The organism is Paenibacillus sp. TY11 (assembly GCF_059772165.1).
Genome location: NZ_JCBAIQ010000001.1, coordinates 56,320 through 80,611 on the forward strand (window position 1 = coordinate 56,320; position 24,292 = coordinate 80,611).

Annotated in this window: 22 protein-coding genes and 1 pseudogene; 7 read left to right on the forward strand and 16 right to left on the reverse strand. The window is 45.9% G+C overall.

Annotation, left to right across the window (positions count from 1 at the left end; translation table 11 throughout):
- Positions 1 to 32 precede the first annotated feature (32 nt).
- Genes AC6EJC_RS00290 through AC6EJC_RS00315 form a run of 6 tightly spaced genes read right to left on the reverse strand, consistent with a single transcriptional unit; the run spans position 33 to position 7,274 of the window.
- Positions 33 to 1,388, reverse strand: a complete 1,356-nt coding sequence (locus AC6EJC_RS00290) for an N-acetylglucosaminidase (RefSeq protein ID WP_444952214.1) — start codon at positions 1,386 to 1,388, stop codon at positions 33 to 35.
- Positions 1,389 to 1,413: 25 nt separating this feature from the next.
- Entirely contained in the window at positions 1,414 to 2,820 is a 1,407-nt protein-coding gene (locus AC6EJC_RS00295; RefSeq protein WP_444952215.1) for an NADase-type glycan-binding domain-containing protein, read from the reverse strand.
- 44 nt (positions 2,821 to 2,864) lie between these two features.
- Positions 2,865 to 5,729, reverse strand: a complete 2,865-nt coding sequence (locus AC6EJC_RS00300) for a phage baseplate assembly protein V (RefSeq protein WP_444952216.1) — start codon at positions 5,727 to 5,729, stop codon at positions 2,865 to 2,867.
- A gap of 51 nt (positions 5,730 to 5,780) precedes the next feature.
- A complete protein-coding gene (locus AC6EJC_RS00305; RefSeq protein WP_444952217.1) occupies positions 5,781 to 6,158 on the reverse strand; it encodes a DUF4280 domain-containing protein in 378 nt (125 codons plus the stop codon).
- Positions 6,155 to 6,685, reverse strand: a complete 531-nt coding sequence (locus AC6EJC_RS00310; RefSeq protein WP_444952218.1) for a hypothetical protein — start codon at positions 6,683 to 6,685, stop codon at positions 6,155 to 6,157. The genes AC6EJC_RS00305 and AC6EJC_RS00310 overlap by 4 nt, the downstream gene beginning before the upstream one ends.
- Positions 6,669 to 7,274, reverse strand: a complete 606-nt coding sequence (locus tag AC6EJC_RS00315) for a hypothetical protein (RefSeq protein WP_103047298.1) — start codon at positions 7,272 to 7,274, stop codon at positions 6,669 to 6,671. The genes AC6EJC_RS00310 and AC6EJC_RS00315 overlap by 17 nt, the downstream gene beginning before the upstream one ends.
- A gap of 370 nt (positions 7,275 to 7,644) precedes the next feature.
- On the opposite strand from AC6EJC_RS00315, the gene AC6EJC_RS00320 reads away from it, so the two are divergent.
- Positions 7,645 to 8,829: a GAF domain-containing sensor histidine kinase gene (locus tag AC6EJC_RS00320; RefSeq protein WP_272639407.1), complete on the forward strand. Its 1,185-nt coding sequence runs from the start codon at positions 7,645 to 7,647 to the stop codon at positions 8,827 to 8,829.
- A gap of 141 nt (positions 8,830 to 8,970) precedes the next feature.
- Here AC6EJC_RS00320 and AC6EJC_RS00325 read toward each other — a convergent pair whose 3' ends face one another.
- Positions 8,971 to 9,927, reverse strand: a complete 957-nt coding sequence (locus tag AC6EJC_RS00325; RefSeq protein ID WP_013312477.1) for a nucleoside hydrolase — start codon at positions 9,925 to 9,927, stop codon at positions 8,971 to 8,973.
- A gap of 211 nt (positions 9,928 to 10,138) precedes the next feature.
- On the opposite strand from AC6EJC_RS00325, the gene AC6EJC_RS00330 reads away from it, so the two are divergent.
- On the forward strand, positions 10,139 to 10,732 hold the full coding sequence (locus AC6EJC_RS00330) for a hypothetical protein (RefSeq protein WP_444952219.1): 594 nt from the start codon (positions 10,139 to 10,141) through the stop codon (positions 10,730 to 10,732).
- Positions 10,733 to 10,812: 80 nt separating this feature from the next.
- On the opposite strand, the gene AC6EJC_RS00335 is transcribed toward AC6EJC_RS00330, so the two are convergent.
- The 3 genes from AC6EJC_RS00335 to AC6EJC_RS00345 are packed head-to-tail and all read right to left on the reverse strand — an operon-like array spanning position 10,813 to position 14,330.
- Positions 10,813 to 11,421: a pentapeptide repeat-containing protein gene (locus AC6EJC_RS00335; protein WP_444952220.1), complete on the reverse strand. Its 609-nt coding sequence runs from the start codon at positions 11,419 to 11,421 to the stop codon at positions 10,813 to 10,815.
- Between the two features lie 37 nt (positions 11,422 to 11,458).
- A complete protein-coding gene (locus AC6EJC_RS00340; protein WP_039271748.1) occupies positions 11,459 to 11,968 on the reverse strand; it encodes a MarR family winged helix-turn-helix transcriptional regulator in 510 nt (169 codons plus the stop codon).
- Positions 11,958 to 14,330 (reverse strand): ATP-dependent DNA helicase, encoded by a 2,373-nt coding sequence (locus tag AC6EJC_RS00345; protein WP_444952505.1) that lies wholly within the window; start codon positions 14,328 to 14,330, stop codon positions 11,958 to 11,960. Before AC6EJC_RS00345 ends, AC6EJC_RS00340 begins: the two co-directional genes overlap by 11 nt.
- A 168-nt stretch (positions 14,331 to 14,498) precedes the next feature.
- Here AC6EJC_RS00345 and AC6EJC_RS00350 point away from each other — a divergent pair, with 168 nt between their 5' ends.
- Both AC6EJC_RS00350 and AC6EJC_RS00355 read left to right on the forward strand, forming a co-directional pair.
- Positions 14,499 to 15,575: a GGDEF domain-containing protein gene (locus tag AC6EJC_RS00350; RefSeq protein WP_444952221.1), complete on the forward strand. Its 1,077-nt coding sequence runs from the start codon at positions 14,499 to 14,501 to the stop codon at positions 15,573 to 15,575.
- Between the two features lie 134 nt (positions 15,576 to 15,709).
- Positions 15,710 to 15,883, forward strand: a complete 174-nt coding sequence (locus AC6EJC_RS00355; RefSeq protein WP_013312483.1) for an aspartyl-phosphate phosphatase Spo0E family protein — start codon at positions 15,710 to 15,712, stop codon at positions 15,881 to 15,883.
- Positions 15,884 to 15,988: 105 nt separating this feature from the next.
- On the opposite strand, the gene cidR is transcribed toward AC6EJC_RS00355, so the two are convergent.
- On the reverse strand, positions 15,989 to 16,888 hold the full coding sequence (gene cidR, locus AC6EJC_RS00360) for a cidABC operon transcriptional activator CidR (protein WP_444952222.1): 900 nt from the start codon (positions 16,886 to 16,888) through the stop codon (positions 15,989 to 15,991).
- 131 nt (positions 16,889 to 17,019) lie between these two features.
- On the opposite strand from cidR, the gene AC6EJC_RS00365 reads away from it, so the two are divergent.
- On the forward strand, positions 17,020 to 17,391 hold the full coding sequence (locus AC6EJC_RS00365; protein ID WP_444952223.1) for a CidA/LrgA family protein: 372 nt from the start codon (positions 17,020 to 17,022) through the stop codon (positions 17,389 to 17,391).
- Positions 17,388 to 18,065, forward strand: a complete 678-nt coding sequence (locus tag AC6EJC_RS00370; protein ID WP_444952224.1) for a CidB/LrgB family autolysis modulator — start codon at positions 17,388 to 17,390, stop codon at positions 18,063 to 18,065. Before AC6EJC_RS00365 ends, AC6EJC_RS00370 begins: the two co-directional genes overlap by 4 nt.
- Positions 18,066 to 18,398: 333 nt before the next feature.
- On the opposite strand, the gene AC6EJC_RS00375 is transcribed toward AC6EJC_RS00370, so the two are convergent.
- The 4 genes and pseudogenes from AC6EJC_RS00375 to AC6EJC_RS00390 form a co-directional block, all read right to left on the reverse strand.
- Positions 18,399 to 20,108: a glycerol-3-phosphate dehydrogenase/oxidase gene (locus AC6EJC_RS00375; RefSeq protein WP_444952506.1), complete on the reverse strand. Its 1,710-nt coding sequence runs from the start codon at positions 20,106 to 20,108 to the stop codon at positions 18,399 to 18,401.
- 227 nt (positions 20,109 to 20,335) lie between these two features.
- Positions 20,336 to 20,833, reverse strand: a pseudogene (locus AC6EJC_RS00380) (FGGY-family carbohydrate kinase); the annotation flags it as partial.
- Between the two features lie 34 nt (positions 20,834 to 20,867).
- On the reverse strand, positions 20,868 to 21,425 hold the full coding sequence (locus AC6EJC_RS00385) for a glycerol-3-phosphate responsive antiterminator (RefSeq protein ID WP_444952225.1): 558 nt from the start codon (positions 21,423 to 21,425) through the stop codon (positions 20,868 to 20,870).
- 205 nt (positions 21,426 to 21,630) lie between these two features.
- Positions 21,631 to 22,584, reverse strand: a complete 954-nt coding sequence (locus AC6EJC_RS00390) for an alpha/beta hydrolase (RefSeq protein ID WP_444952226.1) — start codon at positions 22,582 to 22,584, stop codon at positions 21,631 to 21,633.
- A 260-nt stretch (positions 22,585 to 22,844) separates the two neighbouring features.
- On the opposite strand from AC6EJC_RS00390, the gene AC6EJC_RS00395 reads away from it, so the two are divergent.
- On the forward strand, positions 22,845 to 23,480 hold the full coding sequence (locus AC6EJC_RS00395; RefSeq protein WP_444952227.1) for an NAD(P)-dependent oxidoreductase: 636 nt from the start codon (positions 22,845 to 22,847) through the stop codon (positions 23,478 to 23,480).
- A gap of 197 nt (positions 23,481 to 23,677) precedes the next feature.
- Here the strand turns inward: AC6EJC_RS00395 and AC6EJC_RS00400 are convergent, their stop codons facing one another.
- Entirely contained in the window at positions 23,678 to 24,265 is a 588-nt protein-coding gene (locus tag AC6EJC_RS00400; RefSeq protein WP_444952507.1) for a GNAT family N-acetyltransferase, read from the reverse strand.
- Between the last annotated feature and the right edge of the window lie 27 nt (positions 24,266 to 24,292).

A 24,292-nucleotide genomic window follows, 5' to 3' on the forward strand; every position in this document is an offset into this window, starting at 1 on the left:
TTCTTTCGAAACATAAATTTTTTATAACCTGATTACCTCGACAAAGGTTGTGTAGGCTCAGGGAAAGCAGTGTCCGACATATTTTTATAAATCGGGATCCTAAAACTAAGAGGTGCATCAACAGTTTTAAGACCTTTTGAAAAACGGTCAGCTTTCGTATAAGCATCCATAATATTCGTAGCATATTGTTTACTAATAGTTCCGTTCTTCTTGAATGAATTTACATTCCACTTTAAGCTATAGAGAGTATCTTGTCCCTTTTGAATATAATTCTCATTAATCCACTTACCTCCACCAATTATCGCACTATCTACAGAGTTCCAGTTCTCTGACTTGGCTTTTTTCGCACCCTTTATACGTGCATTTCCATCATTCGCACCAATACCATACATATTGTACCATCCGATATATCCTGGAACCTGTCCTCTTCCTAAAGTTGAAGTCCCACCTCCTGATTCGACCATGGCTTTTGCCGCTAAAAATACTGCACTCGCCTCATTTCCTCCTGCCTTTAGAAATACATCTCCTTTATTAGCTAGACTTTTGCTTAACACTTTATTAACTGCCTCTTTATTTTGGGTGTTCTTATCATACTTTCCAGATAAAAATTGAAATACACGAGATTCAGTCAGAAAGTTACGTGGATCTAAAAAATATGAAACTGCTTTAGGGGAAGCGGCGTTATAATCATTATCATATTTAAGCTTCGAGTCCCTCCAAGGCGGTGAGTATCCATATTTGCTCACTTCGGTACATACCAGTCCATTTTTCATTTCTGCCTTGAGAAAACTATTAAAATCTACATTCGTTTCTTCCGCTATAAAACGCCAAGAAGGATGCTGCTTGTGTAATTTTAACAGCGCAGACCTGTATGATTCCGGGAATTTAGCAAGTTCAGCTTCAAAACTATCATTTCCTGAATTATCAGGAGGTACTTGTACAGGTTTAGAATCATCCTCCTTAGGTACCTCAGGATTTGGATTTGGATCGATCAAACCTAGCTTCTCCCGTAAAGCTCGTCCCGCTTTCTCAGCAGCTAACTTTTCCATGATATTTCCGCTCGCTTCAGCCGTCATCCAGCGGACGGTTTCTTTTTGCATCTGCTCTTGGGCCCACTTGGGCATCGTCGCCATTTCGCGTAGCTTGCTGCGAAGGCCTTCTGCCAGCTTTTGCGCTTTACGCATACCAACCTCGTCACCATTGGCTTGAGCAATATACCAATCCTCTTTGTATTTACGCATCCAGGTCTGGGCCCAGTCGGGATAATTTAGTTTTTGTTTTTTCTGTTCTGCTGCAAGATCAAATGCCTGTGCTTTCCTGTGTGCATTAGCAGTTGCTAAAGCTTTCAACATAGGTGTTGCACCAAACGTTGGTTCTTTCCACTTCATATGTCTTCTCCTTTGTTAGGAATGCTTAGAAGAATCGTATCTCCGACATACATGTATCTTGGTACTTGCTTCCTTTCTCTACTGCCTCAATCGTTATTTTCACAAATGAAGTGTGAACGGCGCCATCAGGAAATTCATTACTTAAAAAATCATTATCTACCATCATGGTCTGCCCATTCGAGAACTCTAGTTTCATTCGCTTAACTCTGTTATTTGCTTGGTAAGCATTAGATGACTTAGCTAAACCATTGATGAGCTCAAAACCCTTTAGTTCTTGCATAGAGCCGAAATCAATTTTGATCCACTCTCCAATTCCATCTCCCTTACTTCCTTCGCACCAAGCAGTGCTTGCATCTCCATCCATGATGTTACGGGCAGCATAGGAGTTCCCTGCTTGATCAGAAAGCGTAGAAGATGCGCTAATCTTCTTTGCCGAGATACTTTTCTGATATCGCATCAAATTCGTTGTAGTCTGTATCCATTGTGTAGGAACGGTGGCAAATCCTATTCGATGCATGATATCAGGGTATTTTATGAGTAGACCTGTTTGAGTATCACGTTGTTCTACTTCTCCCGACGAGTTTAAATAAGCGATCATGCGGCTATCCAAGGTTAAAACAGGGGATTCAGAAGCTTTTCCCAACAACCTCCTCTGCTCGTTCTTTAAATCCAACATATACGTCTGGTTAGAATTATTGTTGGTATAGACCAGTAGGTCGCTCTGAAGCCATTCTTTAACCTGTATATTGTCTTGACCCATGCTGATTCGTTTAATTTCTTTATTATTCAGTAGATCAAAAATGATTAAGTTATTATAACCATCCTGTATACAGAGCTCCTTGCTATCTGGAGAAAAATGATCAAAAAGAGCAGAATCATCTGTGCCTTTATAGCTCAAAACATTGAGCTTTTTAGTAACTCGTTCCCGAATACTATATTGATAAAAGCCCCCATTCTTTGTATAAATACATCTACTTAAATCAGGGGATACTACAGCATAGTAACTATTTGGTACATTGAACTGATATATTTTCTTGGACGTGGATAAATCATAGATTAGGAAGGTACTATAATCCAAATAGTTTGTTTCTCTGTATAAAACTATAGCTTTGCCATCATCAGAGATTCGGTGTATCTCCAATTCACTTTTAGGAAAACTCTCTTTATTATTTGCATATAACTCATCTATAATGTCATCTAAATCAATATAGGTATTACCCGCAGAGTCATCCATATTCGCTAAATAGTCTAAAGACTCGCTATCATTTTCTCCTTGAAACCACATCCAATTTGTTTGTTTTTTATTTTGCGTTGGTTTTACTACCTGCTCTGTATTACTTTTGTTATATTCGCTCTGTGTTGTACTATCATTATGTTGGACACAACCATATAAAATTGAAAACGCCAAACAACATATTATTGTTTTTCTCATCCAAAACCCTCCCTCCTACACACTACTTTTTTTCATTGCTTATACTATTTCTCTCTGTCTTTTCGGTCAATTATAGCCAGTCCCTGAATCGATTCATTAGGTTCTTCTTTTAAAGAATGCTTCACCACTCCTAGCACAATAAGAAATCGTGTAAACTCGTCTTTATGGATTGTGATACAGCCAGTTGAAGTTTTACCAGGCAACTTATCTTCGTCGAAACCCTTGTGAATGTTGATACCAGTTGCATTATGGGGCTTCTTGTTTTTACCTTTCGTTGAAGGTACCACTCCTCCATCTCTAACGCGTAACGCTGGATACCTTTTGGCACGATTTTTTTTCTTATGCCATCCACCTACAAATTCATATACTCCATCATTTACCGTGGCGTCCTCATTTTCATAATCAGGAAGCGTACTAGCAGTTTTACTTGTGTACTTAATCTCGCCGTCTATCACCACAATAGTCATCGCTCCATATCGACCTTCTGGGTGATCGCGTTGTGCATAACTATAAGAACCATCCCCTTCAAAGAAAAACACGAGCGGTGCTTTACGGTTCGAGGACAGTTTCTTTTGAATGATACTGTTATTGGTATAATCGTTTACTCTGTACAGAGCCCGGGCTTGATTACCTTTTATGCCCTTACTACTTATATAGCTTTCAATCTTTTTCACCGCTACCAATCCATCTTTATAATCCTCAGGATCTAATGGCTTTGGTTCCTCCTTCGACGGCTTTTCAGGAGTAGTCGGCGGCTTCTTGCCCGGTTCTGTTTTCGTTGTCGGAACAGCTGGCGTTGCAGCCTTATTAACCTTAGGCCATGGAAGAATCCCATTGGCTACTTGATGCAGGTATACTGCGAGTACATCACGACCATAGCCCTTATTCTCCAGCCCATATTTCTTCGCAAAATCATGCAAAGCGGCATTAAGTTCCTGATCCCAATCCCCGGTCGTTGGCAGCTTGTATGAGAAGCTGTCCGGATATTTCCTGGCAAGCTTGTTCAAATTATCTCTGGCAAGCAGGCTGTTCACACCATACTTACTACGCAGGGTAGCCGCTTCCTTAGCAATAGCCTTTTGATCAGCAACGGTCAGCTTATGCGCCGCATCTGCGTATTGCCCGGACAGCTCCTCCAGCCGATTCGCATCCAGATAGGATTGGGCTGAATGACCACGAATCAGCTCGTTGATTAGCACATTGTCACGCAGTTGGTTGGCGAGAAGATGCATCTGCTTTTGCTTGGCCTTGTCGTTTGCGCTGTGCGCTTCCCACCACTGGGACGTGTATTCATGCATTTGCGCTCTGGCCCAGGCAGGCATACGATCTATTTCTGCCACCTGTTGACGCAATTGCTTGGCCTTGGCTGCAGCTTCCTTGGCCCCCTTTTTATCCCCTGCTGCCACGGCTTTGTAGTAGTCCGTTTTATATTGCAAAAGCAAATTCTGCACCCATTGCGGATACCCTTTTCCCTTCAATTCTTGAATCAGGGATTTATAGGCTTTCAGTTCGGCATCAGGTACCTGATTTTTCATGAACTTACTAGCCTTGATATGAAGTGTTCCATCGGTTCGGATATAGCTAGTTTTGCACGTCAGAGATATTTCGCGAGTAGCGGTCATCTGTACCTTTTTTCCATGCAGCACCAAGTCTGTATCGGCGTGAAAGGTGAGATCGTGATGACTGTACACGTGAATACCAGATGCAGGATTTAAGCGTACAAGTATTTTTTCTTTCTGGGTGGAGAGGGCTAATTCCTTATCATCGAATCTCGCTACTTTTTGTGTTTTGGTATGAAGCAACTTTCTTGACGGCTTGCTGATTTCATCTCCTGTGTAGTCTCTCTTACGCAGGGATTGAACTACACGTGCTTCCTTTTCATTGTTGGATGGAAAATACAAATGGACATGATCTCCAAGCTCAGGCATGCAATGCCAGCCGATCCCATCCCCGGTATACATGGTGGGGTAAGAAAACCAGCACCCTTCCACTTTGGACTGCATAGAATCCACGGATAAGTGAAGTTTAACGGATTCGTTTTCACTATTTAAATCAATGACTTTCCCTTCAATAGAGGTGCCTTTAATAAACTGATTATGTATAACCTCCCTCGGAATGCCTTCTTCTGGAACGAGAACATAGTCATATGTCATAATACCTTGCTTCATCTCTGCATGAACCTGATCAATCACCCAATGCTTTCGTCGAAACAAAACCATATCTCCAAGTTCAAAACGTTTCGTATCCTCCACTTCAGCATATGTATACCGGGGGCCTGACTTTGTTTTTTGGAGGGAAAAGTTAATACTGCGCAGTTCACCTTTCACCTGTTCTTTCGAGGTACCTAGCCATAATCTCGGGAATACGGATGTAATCTCGGCAATGAGTCCAGTTTGCAGATGAGAGGCCATTCTTTTTAGAAACTCCCAATCACTCTCCCCATACTGAATAGTAAAGCCGCCCAGCTTTTGATCGCTGTCCGTCAGGTCAATAAAATCCCCGTGTGGATAGGCATCTATAAGTTCGCGGAACAGTTGATAATACGTCAAGTTGCTATTTTGAAACGAATGGTTTTTCCGTTGTTGATCCATCAGATATGTAAAAGAGGCAGCCTCTATGTACATGTGATATACGCCATTCTTGAATGCAATTCTAATATCGGTGACGATTCCTTTAAAAATGCTAACTGTCCCTCGGTCTTCATCCGTCTCATATACCTCTAGCACATCCTCATCATGCGCTAAACCGTCATACTTCGCTTGATCCTCATCCGGTATGAGAGCAGTAATGTACACCTTACCGTGTTCATTTATCTTCTGTGTCAATTCAAAATCAAGTAGCCTGATAATTTCATACGGTGCATTCACTCTAATATTTCCATAAGTCAGCATAGTTCCTGCCAGTCCCATCTTACTCCCCCCGTTTGCTTTTCATATGATGCAAATCCTACAATCTGTTAGCTATTCCTGCCCGTCTGTGGTGAACGAGATTTTTCCACACCACATGCATAAGTTCGTGGAGCAGCTCATAAGAGCCGGAGATTGATCTACATATACATCCTTTTTTCCATTCAACCAAGGCATAGAAATGCTCGGTTTGCAGGGCTGCGGAATGATTTTTCCGGAATTTCCTTTGTTAGCAGAAGAAACTGCAGGATTATGCATACTACGGCACATTCCGAAAGAAGGGATATGCGTCTGCGAGTGAAAATCCTGAATATTCCCTTGCAGTTTGTCGCCAATACTAATCCCTCTGTTAGCTGAAACACTAAATCTTCCCGTATGACTTCCATAGCTGCAATGTATCTGTGCCCCATCCACTACATAGCTCTCACTCATTCTTGGACTCTCCTTTGTATAATTGGCCCCTCTGTATCAACCCTTTGTAATTTCAAGCCTGCCAGATTGAACTTCAAAATACATTCAGCCACATCGAGGTCTACAATGATATGATGATTGGCATCCTGAACCCTGAATATTTTATGATTCTCCACTGCATATTCATCTAGAATGATTTTCTTCAGTGTACCGTCCCTATGATATTCACTACATGGTGATAAACACATCAGGCTAGGCAGATTTGCCAGCCAATACCTTGTTTGCTGCATTCGCTGCATATCGGCAAAAACAACCAGCTTCCAGCTTAATCCGGCTTGATATATATCAAAGATTTCCTTTAGTTTCTCCGAAACGATGGATACCGGATGCTCTATAAAATCAATATAATCCGCATCACCTGATACATAAAATTGTAAAATAGATTCTTCATCAGTACATGATGAGCTTTCTGCCCATTCCAATAACTGCCTGCGATTCGTCTCTACTGGATACATATACTCCGTAATACGATTATCCTGTTGAATCATGTAGTACTCCATAAGCTGTTGAATACACCACCTCACTGATTCCTTTATACTCCCCTATTCTTACTTCCAAATCGTCCTCACATTTCAACGCCTTGAATTCAGGTAAATGTACAGCCTGCTGAATGGCATCTTTCGCTAATTTCAGAATATATTGATGAAATTCCCCTGCAGCCTGGAGTACAAATCGCTCAACATCAGGCTGAAAAATCTTATTCATATAGGGTTTTCGAAGCTGATTCAATTCATCCTCCACTTCTGCTAAAAAGCGGAATGCCCAGCCTGCATCATAGATTCCATAACAAGGTTGAGGATCAAAGAACCAATTTTCATCATAGGCTTCGACGACATAGTTATAGTTGCGATCCATCAGATACGTGCGCCTCATAGAATAAGTAATGTATCCGATCCTTGTCTTGGCCACTTCTGCGGAATGGGCTTGCAGGCAGATCGATTGAAAGGATTGAATAAAAGAAAAAATGAGCTCATCTTTTCTTTGTTCATACAAACACGCTGCTTGATGTAATTTCTGGTTCAATACATCTTCCGCATAGGTCTTATGGAAGTGTTCTAGGGCTTCCAGTCTATTCATAATTCCACCTCTGAACCTATTATATAGAATATTTACATGATATTACTGGTTCTATCCTCCTATTTTATTACACAATTTTCATATCATGAGATTACATATGAATTTATGAAATATAATAAAAATAATCACATTTTTTCGTGAATATGTAATGATATAAACAAAAACTCTCCAAGAAAGGCTAGAATTAGACCTAAGAAATGAAGGTTTGCGCAAGCGAATAGGTAAATGGAAGTAGAAAGATCGGTTTATAATGAAATAATCATGTATAATTAATGATACGCTCCAAAAACACATTCAGAGGATCGGGAATGGGATACACAAACTGCTAGAGTTTTGGATAACCACCACTTTGCATCAGGATTGGAGATACATGATTACTTCACCTACAGGTTTTTATAATAGTATTCAAGAGGCTACCGCACATGTCATTGATGTGTTGAGTGATATTTTGCATGTAAATACCATTTTCATTGCTGCTAATGACGGCATTACGAATGTGATTGTAGATTCATTTAACCGGGAAGAGGTGCTGGTTCGTAATGGAGAGGAGCTTCCTTTTGAGCTTAGCTATTGCAGTCTGGTGCTGAACCATTCTGCGGATTACCTCATCATTTCGGAAACGTCTACTCATCCACAAACACGTGATTTAGATGTGACTAAAACCATTGGAAACCACTCATTTACAGGAATCCCTATTCGAATGAAAAATGGTCAGGCTTACGGAACCATTTGTATTTTGGACGCGCCATCTGTACACTTGACAGAATCAGAACTGAAGGCACTACAGGCTATGGCCGTATTTCTGGGGTATGTAGTTGAACTGGAGAAAGGCAAGATCGATGCTGAAATCTCTTCCATGAGCAAGCTGGATTTGATATCTTCCCTGAGTAATAAAATTCGGTTTTCGCTGACCGAAATATGGGGAGCCACCGATCTCATGCTGACGACGGAGTTAACCGAGGAACAACAGCAATATATGAGCATCATGGAGTCGAGCAGTCGCTCGCTCATGACGTTATTGAGTAATATTTTGGATTACAGCCATATGGAATCCAGGCAGATTGATGATATTGAAGATCCATTTGATCTGAGAACGATGATGGAAAATGTGTTGAGCCTGTATACAGAAGTAGCCGCGCAGCGGAATCTAGAGTTGAAGCTCGACTGGAATCTCACCAGCTCGCCTATTTTTATCGGGGATGAAGCTAAAATTCGCCGTATGCTGATTAATTTGGTAGATAATGCAGTAAAGTTTACAAGCACAGGAGCTGTCATCTTATCTGCAACCGCCCAATCCGTGACCGATGCACCTGAGGTTGAACTGGAATTAAAGGTGAAGGATACTGGGATCGGTATATCTCCTAACAAACTGAAATTGTGGCTTGAGCATGACCGTGGGAACTCCCCCTCATATGGCAATCCAGGATTGGGTTGGCAGATTACCAAACATCTATTAAAACGAATGAATGGTAAAATGACTGGGATCAGTGAACCTGGTAGCGGGACAGAAATAACGCTCCAGTTCACTCTGAAAACATACCAGGAGTCAGCATGAAATAGAAACTAGCTTGTGATAATTATAGGACACATCATGTAATATAAGCCCGTGACGCATAACGTCACGGGCTTTATGTTATGAGTACGTGTCACTAGGCAGTATTATCACCCTATGCCGCACGTTTGTTCATAGCCAGGCTTAGTAACGTTTGGGAGCAGCCAGCTTGGCCAAATCCGCCATATACGTAAAAAAGGCTTCTGGATCTGTATCATATACCAGGTTCACAGGACGTCCATCTGCCTGTTCCACCGTTCTGCCCTGACTTGGACCTTCTGCGATAACGCTGCAATGCACCGTCTTTTTCTTGACAATGTCCGGGCGTCCTACGGATGCAGTGGTCAGTACATCCCACAAGTAGTAGGTTGAGTTCGTCTCGCTATAAACGAGCGGCGGACATCCAGCATAGCAATTACCCAAGAAATCCACGCCTTCATATCGGCGCTCGGCAGCCCAACGATTGCGTACTGCTGGAGTTAATGGCACTTTGCTTGTGCTTTCCAGCGCTACCAGATCAATCGTGATGCCGCTTTGCCACACCCGATATGCCGCTTCTGGGTCCCAGAACACATTCCACTCTGCTGTGCCGTCATGCTCAGGCTCCTCCACATTCCCTTTTTCAAAGGTGCCGCCCATCCATACCAGCTTTTCGATCTTTGCTTCAATATCCGGTGCTTCATCCAGCGCTCGCGCCAGATCGGTTAGCGGTCCAGTGAATAGCAACAGCGTCTTACCTTCAGCTCCGCGTACCTTTTCGATCAGATGCTGATGAGCTGGTAGGGATGAAAGCGGTGCTTCCATACGCCCTGATTCATTCAGTACGGGTAATGCATCCACATAGAAGGAATGTAAACGCCAAGCGGCAGGAAACGGATTTTTACCGCGTGAATTAGACTTTGCGACTTCCACAGGCCCTTTATTTTGTCCAAAACGATCAATAATTTTACGGCTGGCATCCGTCGCAGGCTCCAGGTAACCATCTGCTGGAATCACCGATACTCCGGTCAAATGAACCTGCTCCATCTGAAGCAGCATAAAAAGGGATACTAGATCATCCACTCCACCATCATGATTAAAATAAACGTTTGTCTGACTCATCTGTCTCTTCCTTCCTTTATCCCCGTAAAACAGGCTTGTTCTTATCGGCAACCACCCTTCATTATGCCTGATCGCTTCACAGGAGTAAATGTGGGATAGTGCGTGAATCAGGGATTTTTTGCTTACTCCATGCTTAAGATAGGTAGAAATGTGTGTAATAACAGGGTAGAATCATGGGTCCTAATCGGAAGCGTAAGAAGGAGAGATGCATATGACAGCCCGAACAATAGAAGAGTTGGAGCAGATCCGTAAAGAATGTAAATCCATGGTGACGAAAAGGGCTGCGGCTTCAGGTGGAGCGGTATTAGTTCCAGTTCCAGGGGCTGACGTTCTTGCTGATGTTGGCATTTTGATGCAGCTGCTGCCTGCCATTAACGGAAAATTCGGATTATCTGAGAAGCAACTGGAAGGCCTGGACGCAGAAACAAAATCCATGGTGTATGGTTTTATCACCTCGATTGGCAGCAAGCTGATCGGGCGGCTCATCACCCGTGAAGCCATCGTGCAGATTCTACAAAAAATGGGTATTCGGATCGCTACCAAGCAGGTCAGCAAGTTTGTCCCCCTTCTGGGGCAAGGGCTAGCCGCGGCAATTGGCTTTACTGCTATGCGAACCATTGGTAATCGGCATGTCGATCAATGTTATGAAGTAGCCAAACGCTTGCTGGAGCAGCGAACTGCCGCAGATATCGCGCGCAACTGGACGATTCCACAGCAGCCTCTAGAGCCTGTCGGAGTTGATCATTTGCCAAACCGGGACCCGGAAGCAGCGATTCCACTACTGCCGGCATCCCCTAAGGATTAAGTTCTTCACATTCGAGTCAACCATCCATTTCACCCACACGGGGTACTGCAGATCGAGACAGCTCTTGTATCCCGTGCTTTTTAGCCTTCCACCTTGGCTCCATAGGAGCGAGCTACCGCTACTGCCTGCTCGATATCCAACTTGGCTCCGGTGATGTCCAGATCTTTAAAATTCACGCCATCCATCTTCGCACCGCGCAGGTCTGTTCCTTGAAGATGCGCCTTGTGCAGTCTTACCCGGGTAAGATCCGCCTCCCGCAAATCTGCTTTTTCCAAATTGCATTCGGATAAGTCGGCTTCCTTGAATCGTATTTTTCGCAAATCTTGTTTTCTTAAATCTACATGACGCAAATTCGTATAAGACCAGTCTCCGCCCGTAATTGTGATACCATCCATATTCGCCCCCGCAAAATCTGAACCTACCAGCTTGCAGTTATCAAACCGGACTACAAACAAATTGGCGCTGGTGAACAAACAATTGGTAAAAGCCGACTCCTTGTAGTGAGATGCATTCAGAATGGCTCCGGTAAAATCACAGTCCACAAAAGTACAGCCTTCCACGAGGGACTCATTCATCTCCACACCCCGAAAGCGACATCGGGTAAACTCGCAATTTCTCCACTCGCCTTCTCTGGCATCCATTGAGCCAAAATCACGGGCTTCATAGACCTCATCTGTATAAAAGAACATGTTCTCTCTCCTATTCCTTATTCCCTATGTTAGGAACTCAGCATTTCGGCAAGGACCGCTCAAAACCGCCCTTCATTTTTCCCAGTAAACCCTTCATCATCTTATGGTCCTGCGGCGTAAACTCAGACATACACGACCGAATCAACTTCGTATAATAAGGGACTATCTTACTTAACAGCTCTCGTCCTGCCTCTTTTAATCCGACAGTCACCATCCGTCCGTCACTCTCATGAGCCACACGTTCAATCATGCCATCTCGCTCTAATCCGTCGATCAGCCCCGTCATGGTTCCACGCGTCACATCAGCTTTTTCCGCCAACTCTGATGGTGTCATGCGATGCGGCGAGTGGCAATGCAACAGGCTAAGAACAATAATCCGCCCCTGAGAAGCCCCCAACTTGCTAAGATCCGTATCCATTTCTCTGAAAATACCATTAGCCAAGCGCGCAAATGTCACAAAAGTCTCTATATTATCCACTTCGGCATCTTCATGTCCAAAGCTACGCAGCACCCCGCGTATGGAGTCATTATGAAAATTAAAGTTCATAGTCTATCCATTCCTTCCTTAATCCCGCTTGTTCCGTCAGACGGTAGCTTTTCCATTCGTCAGGCAGCAAAGAAGCATATGGTTCCTTGGCAAAACGATCATCTACCAGGACCAGCAATCCTTCGTCGTGCTCTGTGCGAATAAGTCTGCCACCTGCCTGAAGAACCTTGTTCATTCCCGGATATACATACGCATAGTTGAAACCATTCCGTCCCTGTTCCGAAAAATAATCCCGCAGCACATCCCGCTCTGCTCCAATTTGCGGCAAGCCGACGCCGACGACCACCACCCCATTTAAGCGATCACCCGGTAAATCGACGCCTTCGGCAAACACACCCCCCAGTACGGCAAAGCCGAGCAAGGTGCGCTCTTGTCCAGGCTGGAAGGCCTCCAAAAAGCGATCTCGCTCCGGTTCGGTCATCCCCGGACTTTGTACCAACGTATCTGCGGACACGCCCCGAAGCATGAACTCCTCATATACTTCACGCAGATACGGATAGGACGGGAAAAACACAAGGATATTCCCTTTCCGCTCCACAACCAATCCAGCCAGCATATCCACAATTGCCCCTTTGGAACGCTCACGATCCCGATAACGGATGGAGAGCGGCAACAGACGTACATCCCATTGCTCCTGATGGAAGGGGGAAGGAACCTGTAACGTATAATCTTCCTCGCTTGCTCCGAGCATGTCCCGGTAATAAGCAAGCGGTGTCAACGTCGCGGAAAAATAAATGGCTGAGCGGTAGCCCTTAATAGCCTGTCCCAGCAAGTGAGAAGGATCGAGGCAGAAAAGCTTGACCCTCACTTCACTGCGCCCCGCTTCCACATAAGTAACGTACCGTTCATCGTACAAAGCAGCAATTCGCAGCATATTCTGAGCGGTAAAATACGTATCCAGAAGCAAGGCATAAGCCATACCCTCACTGCTTGCGCGACTTGTACCGCCCCCCGTTACCAGTTCACGTTCAGCTGCTTCCACAAAAGGCACCAACAGCTCCAGCACCTCTTGCGGTGCTGCTGTCTCCACTGCTTTTCCTGTATCTGCATTCAGCTTGCGCAGCGTAATCATATGTGCGTTCACTGCACTCGCAGCCGCAGCAATGTCCGGGCTGAGCAGCTTAAATTCTCTTTTCAGTTCCAAAAAAGAAGATTTCAAGATTTCCGCCGAAAACATGTCCCGGCCGCGTTCTACCAGATTATGTGCCTCATCCACCAGTACGACACCTTTTCGCTTGTGCTCCTCCAGCAATCTTTTCAAAGAAATCCGTGGATCGAAAACATAATTATAATCACTAATTATACCATCCGAGGCATACGCCACATCTAGCGAAAATTCAAAGGGACATACCTTATGCTTGCGCGCATAATGCTCAATCACCGCCCGAGTCATTAACGTCTCATTCGCCAAAATATCGGACACCGCACCGTTGATCCGGTCGTAATAGCCCTCGCACATGCTGCATGATCCAGCATCACAATCATTTTCATCCTTGAAGCAAATTTTATCCTTCGCAGTCAACGTTACCACATGCATGTGCAGCCCTTGGGCCTGCATTCTGGCATAAGCTTCTTCAGCTGCTGCCCGAGTCGTGGTACGAGCCGTCACATAATAGACTCTTCTCAACAGCCCTTCGCCGATAGCCTTGATTGCAGGAAATAAGGTAGATATCGTTTTACCGATTCCCGTAGGTGCTTTGGCAAACAGGTTGACCCCTTCAGCAATCGTTTTGTACACTGAACCCGCAAGAGTTCGCTGACCTGAACGATACGTGTCAAAGGGGAAGTCCAACGTGGCAATGCTAGCATCCCGCTTCTCCGCATGTGCTCTCAGCAGGAATGCATAAGGTGCATAACCGGCAATCATCTCCTGTGCAAAAGACTCCAGCTCTGCAAAGGACAGCTCCCGTCTGAATCGGCGAATATCTTCACTATGTGCCTGTACATAAGTAAGCTGAACCTGCATGGAATGATGCTGCTCCTCACGAGCAATCATATAAGCGTATAAGAACGCTTGCGCCCAGTGTACGGGTTGACCATCCCCCTGAATATCTTCAAAGGGCAGGGATATCGATTTGATTTCATCAACCGTCCATACGCCATCCAGCTCAATCAACCCGTCACAGCGGCCTTCAATGATAAATATTGCGCCCTCATACGGAATTTCTGTACGCAAATGTACCTCTTTGCGGTCATGCTCCTTGTAACCTTTCTGGATAACCTGATGCACGCGAGTTCCTTCGAGCATACTGCTATTCGAGCGAAAGCCGCTATGAATGCTGCCGCTCCGATGCACATATTCCACAAGTGGACGCACCGATATGTGAATTGGTTCCTTCATACGATCACCCGTTCCGGTCATAGTCCCTTCACTGTACCACGTAGATAAACGAAACGTAAGGGACATAAGAATCGTTTGTGGTCGATTGGTATTCACTCATGCCTACTTTTTACCGAAATATAGAAACGAGGCCTTTTGCTTTATTCCCCACGATACTACAACTCTCATTTCAGCATAAAGGATAGGGATATGTTAAAAGAATTAATTAACAATTTTGCGTTATTAACGAGCTTCTTATTCTTTGGAAATTTATTTTTCCGGAAATATGAACGTTACCTAAAAAAACATGTATTCATTTATCGGGTAATGAACGGTTTAATGCTGGGTCTGTTTGGTATTCTGTTAATGATGACCGGTTTATGGATCCGTGGGCACTTTGTGGTCGATCTGCGCCAATTGGCGATTATCATATCTGTTTATATGGGAGGATCGGTATCCGGTCTGCTGACCACCTTGATCATAAGCCTGTACCGTATTTACATCACAGGTGGTTGGACAGATGTTTCTCTGACTGCTACCGTCAATTGCTTCATGACACTGGGCATTTCACTTATCTTTATTCGAGAAAAAAGCCTAACACTCCGCAAGTGGATGTCGGCCGTGCTTGGAGCTGCTGTAGTGTCGCTGTTATCTACTTTCTATGTAGCTAATCCTCCTGATAATGAATCTATTATAATGATTACAACCGTTAAGATGCTTGGCGGCTTATTCACTTATTTTATGATGTCTCATATCAAAAAAACAGAACGGGCTGTTCATCTGCTGGAAGAAGCTGCAAATCGGGATCATTTAACCGGACTCTACAGTCCGCGTGCTTACGATGCGCTATTCGAAGAGGTCTTTCATACTTCCAAGACTACAAAACAACCCTTTGGACTCGTGATGCTGGATATTGACCACTTTAAACATATTAATGATACGTATGGTCATTTGAACGGAGATACCGTCTTAAGCCAATTGGGAATGCTGTTAACCCGGGAATCTACAACGAGGGCGTACCCCTCCCGTAAAGGCGGAGAGGAGTTTGCCATTCTGATTGGAAATTGTGATAGTCAGAAAGCAGCAAGCTTTGCCGAAAAAATTCGGGAAGCTGTGGAAAATGAACGTTTTCTTTTGAATGACGGAACCTCCATCTCTCTAACCGTATCCATCGGAGCAGGCAGTTCACCTGTCATTGCATCGAGGCACTTACTGGAAAAGACAGATGAGGCATTATATGAAGCTAAGCGTTCAGGACGCAATCAGGTGAAACTGGCAAAACCATAAATATTAGTCGCTAAATGTCAGGAAAGCTGGATTATTGTTAATAAAAAGTGGTAAAATGGAAATAACATCGTTATCAAAAAAACTTCTGCCGCTAGTGGAGACATGCCTTACAATCGACATGGGGGGTGGGCTTTGTGAACCTCGAACAATTGGAAAAACTCATGGAAAAAGAACGCCGTGAACTGAATCGCATGGCTGACTTACACGGATTAAAAGATGAACGTGTATTGGACAAATCCTCCAGACTTGACCGTATTATGGACAAGTACCTTCACACCAAGCGTGCAATAAACCAAACACACTCATAGAAGCAAGCTACATCGCTGCCCCTCAGGGCAGCTTTTTTATGATGTAAGCAGTATTCGTCCTCCTTCGGTACACATCTGCATCATACTCACCTTCTCGCTGACTGACTATTTTCCGCCATATTCCGTCCGCAACAATTGTTGTGTGAACGATATCCATTCTCTGGCGGCAAAGGACAGATAACGATCGTTCCGCCAAATCATCCCCAAATGCCAAGGAATGGCGGGGTCCACCAATGGAAGAACACGCAAGCGCTCGGAATCCAGATCTCGGCAAATGGCCTCTGGCAACAGCGCTACCCCAAGGTTTGCAGCAACCATTTCACTAATCAGATCCCATTGTGAGCTTTCGTAGACTACACGCGGCTGAAAGCCAGCACGAACACATTCCGCAATGATACGATCATGCAGCGTAAAATCCTCACGGAACAGTACAAACGCCTCCTCCGCCAACGCAGATAACGGTACCTCCTTGCACTCTGCCAATGCATGCGTAGGATGAACGAGCAAATTCAGCTTTTCCTCCACAAACAGAAATGTCTCAAACATATCTCCAACCGCAGGCAGCACAATCACCCCGATATCCAATGCCCCGGCTTCTACATCCTGTTCCACTTTCTTCGCCCCGTCCTCAAATAATTGAATGGTCACATCGGGATATGCCTTATGAAATTCTCCAATGACACGCGGAAAAAAGCTCGATCCGACCATAGGGGGCAGACCAATACGGATATGTCCCTTTTTCAGGTTCATCAAATCACTCAGCTCCGAGGACAGGCTCTGAAAGGACTTTACAATCGCTTGTGCTTGAAGCTCAATTACCTTTCCCGCGTCCGTTAGTTCGATTCTTTTGCCAATTCGGTCGAACAAAGCGACCCCCAGTTCATCTTCCAGACTTTTAATCGTCTTACTGATCGTCGGCTGGGTAATAAACATGCTCTGCGCGGCCTTTGTAAAGCTACGCAACCGCGCGACTTCCAAAAAATATTGTAAATGTCGGATATCCAAAGCTACACCTTCTCCCATAGACAAACGGAATAGATTACATTCTTTATATGCATTTTACTCATGAAAGCCTGTGATGTAAAATTTCATTACAGTTTGAAAATAACCGATCTCAAAGATAGGAGCCATTATATATGAAAAGCTTCATACGCGGTGTCCTCCAGATCGCCGTCCTGATGGCCTTTTCGCTCATCCTGAACGCGGTAGTCTCCTGGCTCCACCTGCCTGTACCCGGTAGTATCATTGGTATGCTGATCCTCTTTGTTCTGCTGCAAACCGGCTTGGTCCGGCTAAGCTGGATTGAAGTTGGCGCAAACTGGTTGCTGGCCGAGCTGCTATTATTCTTTATTCCCTCCGCTGTCGGCGTTATGAATTATTGGCCGATGCTGGAACACGATGGTATGAGCATTATGCTGGTCGTGCTGCTCGGCACCTTTCTGGTGATGGCCTGCACAGGTATGGTCGCCAGTCTGCTTGGTAAACGAAAGGAGCATAAATCATCATGACCGGTCTTCTATGTATTGTATTGACACTCGCTATTTACTGGATGGCCAAACGCATGTATCGCACACTGCCCAAGGTGTATTTGTCTCCATTGCTTATTACACCTATTGTTATCATTTTGATTTTGACGCTGACGGGTGTGAACTACCGTTCTTATAATTCGGGCGCCCACTTGCTGTCCATGCTGCTACAGCCAGCTACGATTGCATTTGCTGTCCCTTTGTATCGATATTTCCCTGTGTTAAAAAAACATGCGACTCAAATCGTGCTCAGCGTGCTGTCTGGGTCCGTTATAGCTGTGTTGTCCTCTATGGCGCTCGCCAAGTGGATGCATCTGGATTCCTCGCTGCTGAGCAGCCTGATTCCTCGCTCCATTACGACACCCATTGCGATGAATGTATCACAAACGATTGGCGGCAATCCGACGGTCACGGCTGTATTCGTGATTCTGACCGGATTGAGCGGTCTTATTATCGGTCCGATGATTGTAAAACTGTTCCGTATCGAAAATGAAGTCTCACGTGGGGTGCTGCTCGGTACTGGTGCTCATGGTACTGGCACTTCCAAAGCATTCGAGTTCAGTTCGCTGACGGGGACGATTTCCAGCATCTCGATGGTGCTTGCCGCTCTCTTTACCTTGGCGGCTGCGCCGTTCCTGTTCCACTTGATGCTCTAAGCTATTTTCATACAAAAAAGCAGCGATTCTCTTGTTAGTAGAGAATCGCTGCTTTGTGCTTTCGGTCTATGCCGCGAGGCAGAATTCGCTCCTTTTGAAATGGCTGCTCGACACTTCCATTTTACTAAGAGCGATTTTTTTATGATTTTAGAAGGAATGTACAACCTTTTTTTCGCTTAAAGCAGCGGCGAGAATGGAATGATTGTGAAAAAGCGGAAGCGAGCGCAACAGCTATTGGAACAACGGTCCGTTCGCGGAGCGTCCATCTGAAGTACCGACGAATATCCTTCTCTAAAGCAAGGAGGCGCTCAAGAAAGCGCACCCCCACAGCAATCAGATTGCCTTAACGACGCCAGATTTCTTCTTTACCTCTGCCTCTACAGGCATCACAGCTTCATACAGGTAAGCATCCAGCTCATCCGTATATTGACGTTCTTGTGCTGCGCTCCAGCCTGCATGTTCGGACATCAACGCGATGGCGGGCCGTTTCCAGCGCTTCACCTCGTCAATCTGAAAGAACAGCGCCCCGGTTCGGCGTATGAAGAAATCAGACGGTGTCACCGTCATTTCCTGTTCCATCGCATACAGGAGCGGAATACGCACTTCCACAGGGAGGGCTGCTTCCGTCTCGGTAGCCTCCTTCATACTGCGTGCCGCTATCGCAAACAGTCGCTCGGTGTTCGAGCCATAGCGGGTGGCCCACGCTCTAGCTATATCCGGCGACAGACCGAGCGCAGCGCCCGCTGCAGCTTGCTTACTCACGAAGGCGTCCCAGCCCGCCGAGCCACCTACGCTGCCGCCCGAAATCGGGATATTCCTCGTGCGGCATGCCCGGAAGCTCTGCCCATGCAAGCGCCCCAGCTCCCGTACCGCACGATCCACGACGAGTTCGGACATTTTCCGGTAGCCCGTCAGCTTGCCGCCTGCAATCGTGATCAGACCTGAACGGGATTCCCAAATTTCGTCCTTCCGTGAAATTTCCGAAGGGCTTTTACCGTCTTCATATATGAGCGGCCGTACCCCCGCCCAACTGGATTCTACATCCTGAACAGTCAGCTTCACATCCGGGAACATCCCGTTGATCGCTTGAAGCACATACGCCCGGTCTTCGGCAGTCATCCGGGGATGGGCTGTATCCCCCTCATATACCGTATCGGTCGTACCTGCATAGGTTTTTCCATCACGCGGGATCGCAAATACCATGCGTCCATCCGGTGTATCGAAGTACACAGCCTGTTTGAGCGGAAAGCGCTTGGCATCGAACACCAGATGGACGCCTTTAGTCAGGCGAAGCACCTTTCCTTCTTTGGAGCGGTCCATTTCCCGCAACGTATCCACCCATGGTCCGGCGGCGTTAATGACCAGCGAAGCCTTAATTTCGTAAGTCTGGCCCGTTACCCGATCCGTTACGCTCGCGCCGTTAATTCGTCCGCCGTCATACAGCAGCTTGTCAGCCTTAGCATAGTTCACGGCCAGCGCCCCTCGCGTAACAGCCTCCTTGATCACCTCAATCGTTAGGCGAGCATCGTCTGTGCGGTACTCCACATAGCTGCCGCTTCCCTTCAGTCCTTCTCGCTTCAACAAAGGCTCACGCTCCAGCGTGTTCTGGATATCCAGCATGCGGCGGCGCTCACTACGTTTAACCCCGGCGAGGAAATCATACACCAGCAGCCCGACAGAGGTGGTGAATGCGTTAAACGTACCGCCCTTATGGAAAGGAAGCAACATACGTTCCGGAATGGTCACATGAGGACCATTTTCGAATACAATGGCTCGTTCCTTCCCGACTTCGGCTACCATTTTAACCTCAAATTGCTTCAAATATCGGAGACCGCCATGCACCAGTTTGGTAGATCGACTGGACGTGCCTGCTGCGAAATCCTGCATTTCCACCAGTGCCGTCTTCAAACCACGATCCGCCGCATCCAGTGCAATTCCCGCCCCTGTAATGCCGCCGCCAATAATCAAAATATCAAAATGCTCACAGCCCATACGCTCCAAAACATCCGTTCTCTCCTGTGCAGCAAATCCATGTTCCCCCATCATCTATCCCTCCATCTTTGTACATTCTGTTATGCAATATGCCAACCGAATCATCAAAAGATACAAAAAAAGACCACGAACATCGCTACGGCGCATGCCGAGCGGTTCATGGTCTCTCCAAGTCTCCTGACGAGTATTAACTTATCTATATCGTAGCACACACTGTACGCTATGAAAAGGGGAATCTGCCTGCTGCCAGATGATTACCTTCTATCGTAAATCCGTCTCTACTTGAACCCCATCGCGGCATGAACTGCCTTTTTCCAGCCACCATATAGTTCAGTCCGCACGTCTTCACTCATGGACGGAGTAAAGGTTCGATCACTCTGAGCATATCCCCAGACTTCATCCAGACTGCTCCAGAAGCCGACTGCCAGCCCTGCCAAATACGCCGCGCCGAGTGCCGTTGTCTCGTTCACAGCAGGGCGCTCCACAGGCAGATCGAGGATATCGCTTTGGAACTGCATCAGGAACTCGTTCATCACTGCGCCTCCATCTACACGCAATGAACGCACAGGTACACTCGAATCGCTCGCCATGGCGGTTAGCACATCTTTGGTCTGGTAAGCCAGCGATTCCAGTACCGTTCGGATAAAATGTTCCTTGGACGTTCCCCGCGTCAGGCCAAATGTCGCGCCACGCACGTCACTGTCCCAATACGGGCTGCCGAGACCTACAAAGGCCGGGACAAAATATACACCCTCCGTCGAGGTTACACGCGCCGCCTTTTGCGTTTATGCAAAATGATTAAAATAAAAGCTATTGCTTATAATGCTCGAACAGTTGTTTATTGGAGGTCGTAACTGCTGTAGCTCCCGCTGCCAACGCCGCTTCCACATCCCCAGGGGTGCGAATAAGTCCTCCCGCCAAAATAGGAATGCCTGTGCGTTCGCTGACCTCCTTAATCATCGGCGGAACAACACCGGGCAGCACCTCAATATAATCGGGTCGCGTTTTTTCCACCAGTGCGTAGCTTTTTTCCAGCGCAATCGTATCGAGCAGGAACACCCGCTGTACAGCAAGAATTCCCTTCTTTTTAGCGGTTGCAATCACCCCGGATCGGGTCGATATAATCCCAAACGGCTTAATTTCCTGACACAAATATTCAGCCGCATACTCATCATTCTTCAAGCCTTGCACCAGGTCGGCATGCAGAAGCATCTGCTTGTTGCGACTCCTTGCCATCTGGTACAGGTTGCGCAGCTGCGCTACATGCGTATCCAGAAAAACCGCATACTCATAAGAACTGTTCAAAATATCCTCCAGCTGCTTCATATGTTTAGCTGCAGGTAAAATGCGTTGTCCCTGAAATGGCATGGATATCCCCCTTAGGCTGAACGTCGGTCAAACTCGTTCAAATTTTATATTATCACTCTGTTCGACGAACGTGAAGCGGTTTCATTTCAGATATGTATAAAGGCTGCCTTCCCTGCCATAGATATCAGCAGAAAGAAGACAGCCTAGTCCTTCAAAGAAACGGATCAGATCACACAACGGCGCCCTTGATAAGCTCTATAGTGTACTAGCCCTCAAAACCTTGGCGCAGCCAAGAGGTAGCCAGCGTGATCGCACCACGCTTGGCCGCGGTTTCCGACAATGGATTCAGCATCACGAAGTCGTGTATGATGCCTTGAAAGCGTGCAGCGGTCACATCTACCCCAGCTTCACGCAGCTTGTCCGCATAGGCCTCGCCTTCATCGCGCAACACATCGGCCTCGCCTGTAATGACCAACGCACGCGGTAGCCCTTTGAGCTGTTCTGTGGTGGCACGTAACGGGGAAGCCGTGATCTGTGCTCGTTCGTTGGGATCAGTCGTATATTGATCCCAAAACCATTGCATCCCTTCGCGGCTCAGGAAATATCCTGTGGCGAACTCCTGGTATGATTCCGTGTCAAAAGAAGCGTCTGTCACCGGATAGAATAACAACTGCTGCCGGATGGAAGGGCCACTGCGTTCTTTTGCCAGCAGAGTTACGGCCGCGGTCATGTTACCGCCGACACTGTCTCCGGCTATCGTCAGCGTATCGGGCTTCAGCCCATGCTCACGCCCATGCTGTGCCACCCACTGAACGACCGCGTAGATTTCCTCAATCGCTGTCGGATATTTGGCTTCAGGTGACAAGCTGTATTCCGGGAATACAACTGCTGCCTGTGTGCCCACGGCCAATTCACGAATCAGACGGTCATGGGTATGGGCATTACCGAATACCCAGCCTGCTCCGTGGATATATACAATGACCGGGAGATCGCTTGTCACCTGTTGTGGACGAACAATTCTGACCTTCACCTCGCCGCCAGGGCCACCTGGAATAGACAGATCCTCTAAGTCTGCGGCAGGTTTGTCTGCTGGACCAGATTGAACCTCATTGACCGTTTCACGTCCTTTTTCAGGGCCCAAATCATACAAAAACGGAGGCTTGGCATTATCGTCTGCAAATTTTTGCGCTGCCGGCTCAAGCTGTACTTTTTTACTCATATCGGTTCACTCTTCCTTTCTTATCTGTGATCTACATGTATCCAATATGACTTATGTTTGCTCATTCAGTTTCACCTTATATATTTAAACGAGTTTCTCTCTTTCCAATCGGAGGACTTGAGTTTGCCCAACATAAGAGCTTGACTTCCATTTTATTTTGTAACTATAATAGTTACATATCCGCGTTCGTGAATGAACAGGATGAACTTACGATCAAACTTATGAATCATTTAAATCATATTTATAGGAGGCAATCTATTATGAAAATTGCAGTTATTGGTGCAGCCGGTAAAGCAGGAAGTAATATCGTAAAAGAAGCATTAGACAGAGGGCATGAAGTAACCGCCATCGTCCGTGACCCGGCTAAAGTAACGGAAAGTCGTGTTACCGTAGTACAAAAAGACGTTTTTGATCTGAAAACAGATGATCTGAAAGGTTTTGACGTAGTCGTTAATGCTTTCGCCGCTCCACTCGGGCAAGAGCATCTGCATGTAGATGCAGGTAACGTACTGATTGAAGCCCTGCGCAATGTATCCGGTACTCGCCTAATTGTCGTAGGTGGTGCAGGCAGCTTGTTCACTGACGAATCCCACACACTTTTGGTAAAAGATACTCCTAACTTCCCTGATTTCGTATATCCAACAGCTAATAATCAAGGAAAAAACCTGGAAATTCTGCGCGGTACCAGCGATCTGAACTGGACTTTCATTAGCCCTTCCGCTGAATTTGCTCTGGGTAAACGTACAGGCTCTTACCAAGTGGGAAAAGACACACTGTTGGTTAATTCCAAAGGTGCAAGCTATGTCAGCTATGAAGATTATGCCGTTGCCGTAGTGGATGAAATCGAAAAACCACAACATCTGAACCAACGTTTCACTGTCGTATCCGAGTCTTAATTCCTGCACCTTAGCCGAATATTTAAACATAAAAAGGACCCTTCGTTCACTTTCCCATGCTGCATGGAAATATGAATCCGAAGGGTCTTTTAGTATGACTTGTCAGTGCCAGCCTCTTACTTCTCTACTTGGCTTAAAGAATTTATACTGTATCTTTTACTGATTCTATGGTTTACAAAAGTTGTAAATGTGTTGATTTAACTCTCTGCCTTTTCCACATACCGGTCGCAGTATTCATGATGCAGCATACTCATCAAAATCGAATCATGGTATTGGTGATTGTAGAATAAAGCATCCCGTTGCACACCTTCGCGTTGAAAACCTATTTTTTCATAGCAGCGGATGGCCCGTTCATTAAAATCATATACATTCAGCTCAATCCGATGAAGGTTACAAATACCGAACCCGTAACCCAGCATTAGTACAAGCGCCTCGGTGCCGTAGCCTTTCCCCTGATTTCCATGCTCATTAATGGCAATACGGATATTGGCGCTGCGGTTCAGGCTGTCCATATCCTGCAGGGCAATATCCCCGATGATACGATCATCTTCCCGAAGTGCAATTAGAAGCAGCAAGCTTGAGTTATCCTGCCCTTTAGCTTCAATATAACGGGCGATTTGATCTTTGGTAAAGCTGCGCTGTGTCCCTGTCAGCCTCCGTACATCCTGATCGAACAATGTATTATAGTACAGTTCAGTGTCCTCCACCTGAATGGGCCGCAAGTACACTCGTGATCCTTCAAGTAATCGTGCCACAGACGTTGTGGGCGAAGAATTTTGAGTCATCATGATTCCTCCTATGCTAAAAATATA

Excerpts from the sequence above, each read along its gene's own strand:
- AC6EJC_RS00385 (WP_444952225.1), bottom strand. The coding sequence starts at position 21,425 with ATGCCATTTCAGGGACAACGCATTTTACCTGCAGCTAAACATATGAAG.
- AC6EJC_RS00320 (WP_272639407.1), top strand. The coding sequence starts at position 7,645 with ATGATTACTTCACCTACAGGTTTTTATAATAGTATTCAAGAGGCTACC.
- AC6EJC_RS00335 (WP_444952220.1), bottom strand. The coding sequence starts at position 11,421 with ATGTTCTTTTATACAGATGAGGTCTATGAAGCCCGTGATTTTGGCTCA.
- AC6EJC_RS00400 (WP_444952507.1), bottom strand. The coding sequence starts at position 24,265 with ATGACTCAAAATTCTTCGCCCACAACGTCTGTGGCACGATTACTTGAA.
- AC6EJC_RS00375 (WP_444952506.1), bottom strand. The coding sequence starts at position 20,108 with ATGGGGGAACATGGATTTGCTGCACAGGAGAGAACGGATGTTTTGGAG.
- AC6EJC_RS00310 (WP_444952218.1), bottom strand. The coding sequence starts at position 6,685 with ATGATTCAACAGGATAATCGTATTACGGAGTATATGTATCCAGTAGAG.
- AC6EJC_RS00305 (WP_444952217.1), bottom strand. The coding sequence starts at position 6,158 with ATGAGTGAGAGCTATGTAGTGGATGGGGCACAGATACATTGCAGCTAT.
- AC6EJC_RS00350 (WP_444952221.1), top strand. The coding sequence starts at position 14,499 with ATGTTAAAAGAATTAATTAACAATTTTGCGTTATTAACGAGCTTCTTA.
- AC6EJC_RS00315 (WP_103047298.1), bottom strand. The coding sequence starts at position 7,274 with ATGAATAGACTGGAAGCCCTAGAACACTTCCATAAGACCTATGCGGAA.
- AC6EJC_RS00390 (WP_444952226.1), bottom strand. The coding sequence starts at position 22,584 with ATGAGTAAAAAAGTACAGCTTGAGCCGGCAGCGCAAAAATTTGCAGAC.
- AC6EJC_RS00345 (WP_444952505.1), bottom strand. The coding sequence starts at position 14,330 with ATGACCGGAACGGGTGATCGTATGAAGGAACCAATTCACATATCGGTG.
- AC6EJC_RS00365 (WP_444952223.1), top strand. The coding sequence starts at position 17,020 with ATGAAAAGCTTCATACGCGGTGTCCTCCAGATCGCCGTCCTGATGGCC.
- AC6EJC_RS00340 (WP_039271748.1), bottom strand. The coding sequence starts at position 11,968 with ATGAACTTTAATTTTCATAATGACTCCATACGCGGGGTGCTGCGTAGC.
- AC6EJC_RS00395 (WP_444952227.1), top strand. The coding sequence starts at position 22,845 with ATGAAAATTGCAGTTATTGGTGCAGCCGGTAAAGCAGGAAGTAATATC.
- AC6EJC_RS00370 (WP_444952224.1), top strand. The coding sequence starts at position 17,388 with ATGACCGGTCTTCTATGTATTGTATTGACACTCGCTATTTACTGGATG.
- AC6EJC_RS00300 (WP_444952216.1), bottom strand. The coding sequence starts at position 5,729 with ATGGGACTGGCAGGAACTATGCTGACTTATGGAAATATTAGAGTGAAT.
- AC6EJC_RS00330 (WP_444952219.1), top strand. The coding sequence starts at position 10,139 with ATGACAGCCCGAACAATAGAAGAGTTGGAGCAGATCCGTAAAGAATGT.
- AC6EJC_RS00290 (WP_444952214.1), bottom strand. The coding sequence starts at position 1,388 with ATGAAGTGGAAAGAACCAACGTTTGGTGCAACACCTATGTTGAAAGCT.
- AC6EJC_RS00295 (WP_444952215.1), bottom strand. The coding sequence starts at position 2,820 with ATGAGAAAAACAATAATATGTTGTTTGGCGTTTTCAATTTTATATGGT.
- AC6EJC_RS00325 (WP_013312477.1), bottom strand. The coding sequence starts at position 9,927 with ATGAGTCAGACAAACGTTTATTTTAATCATGATGGTGGAGTGGATGAT.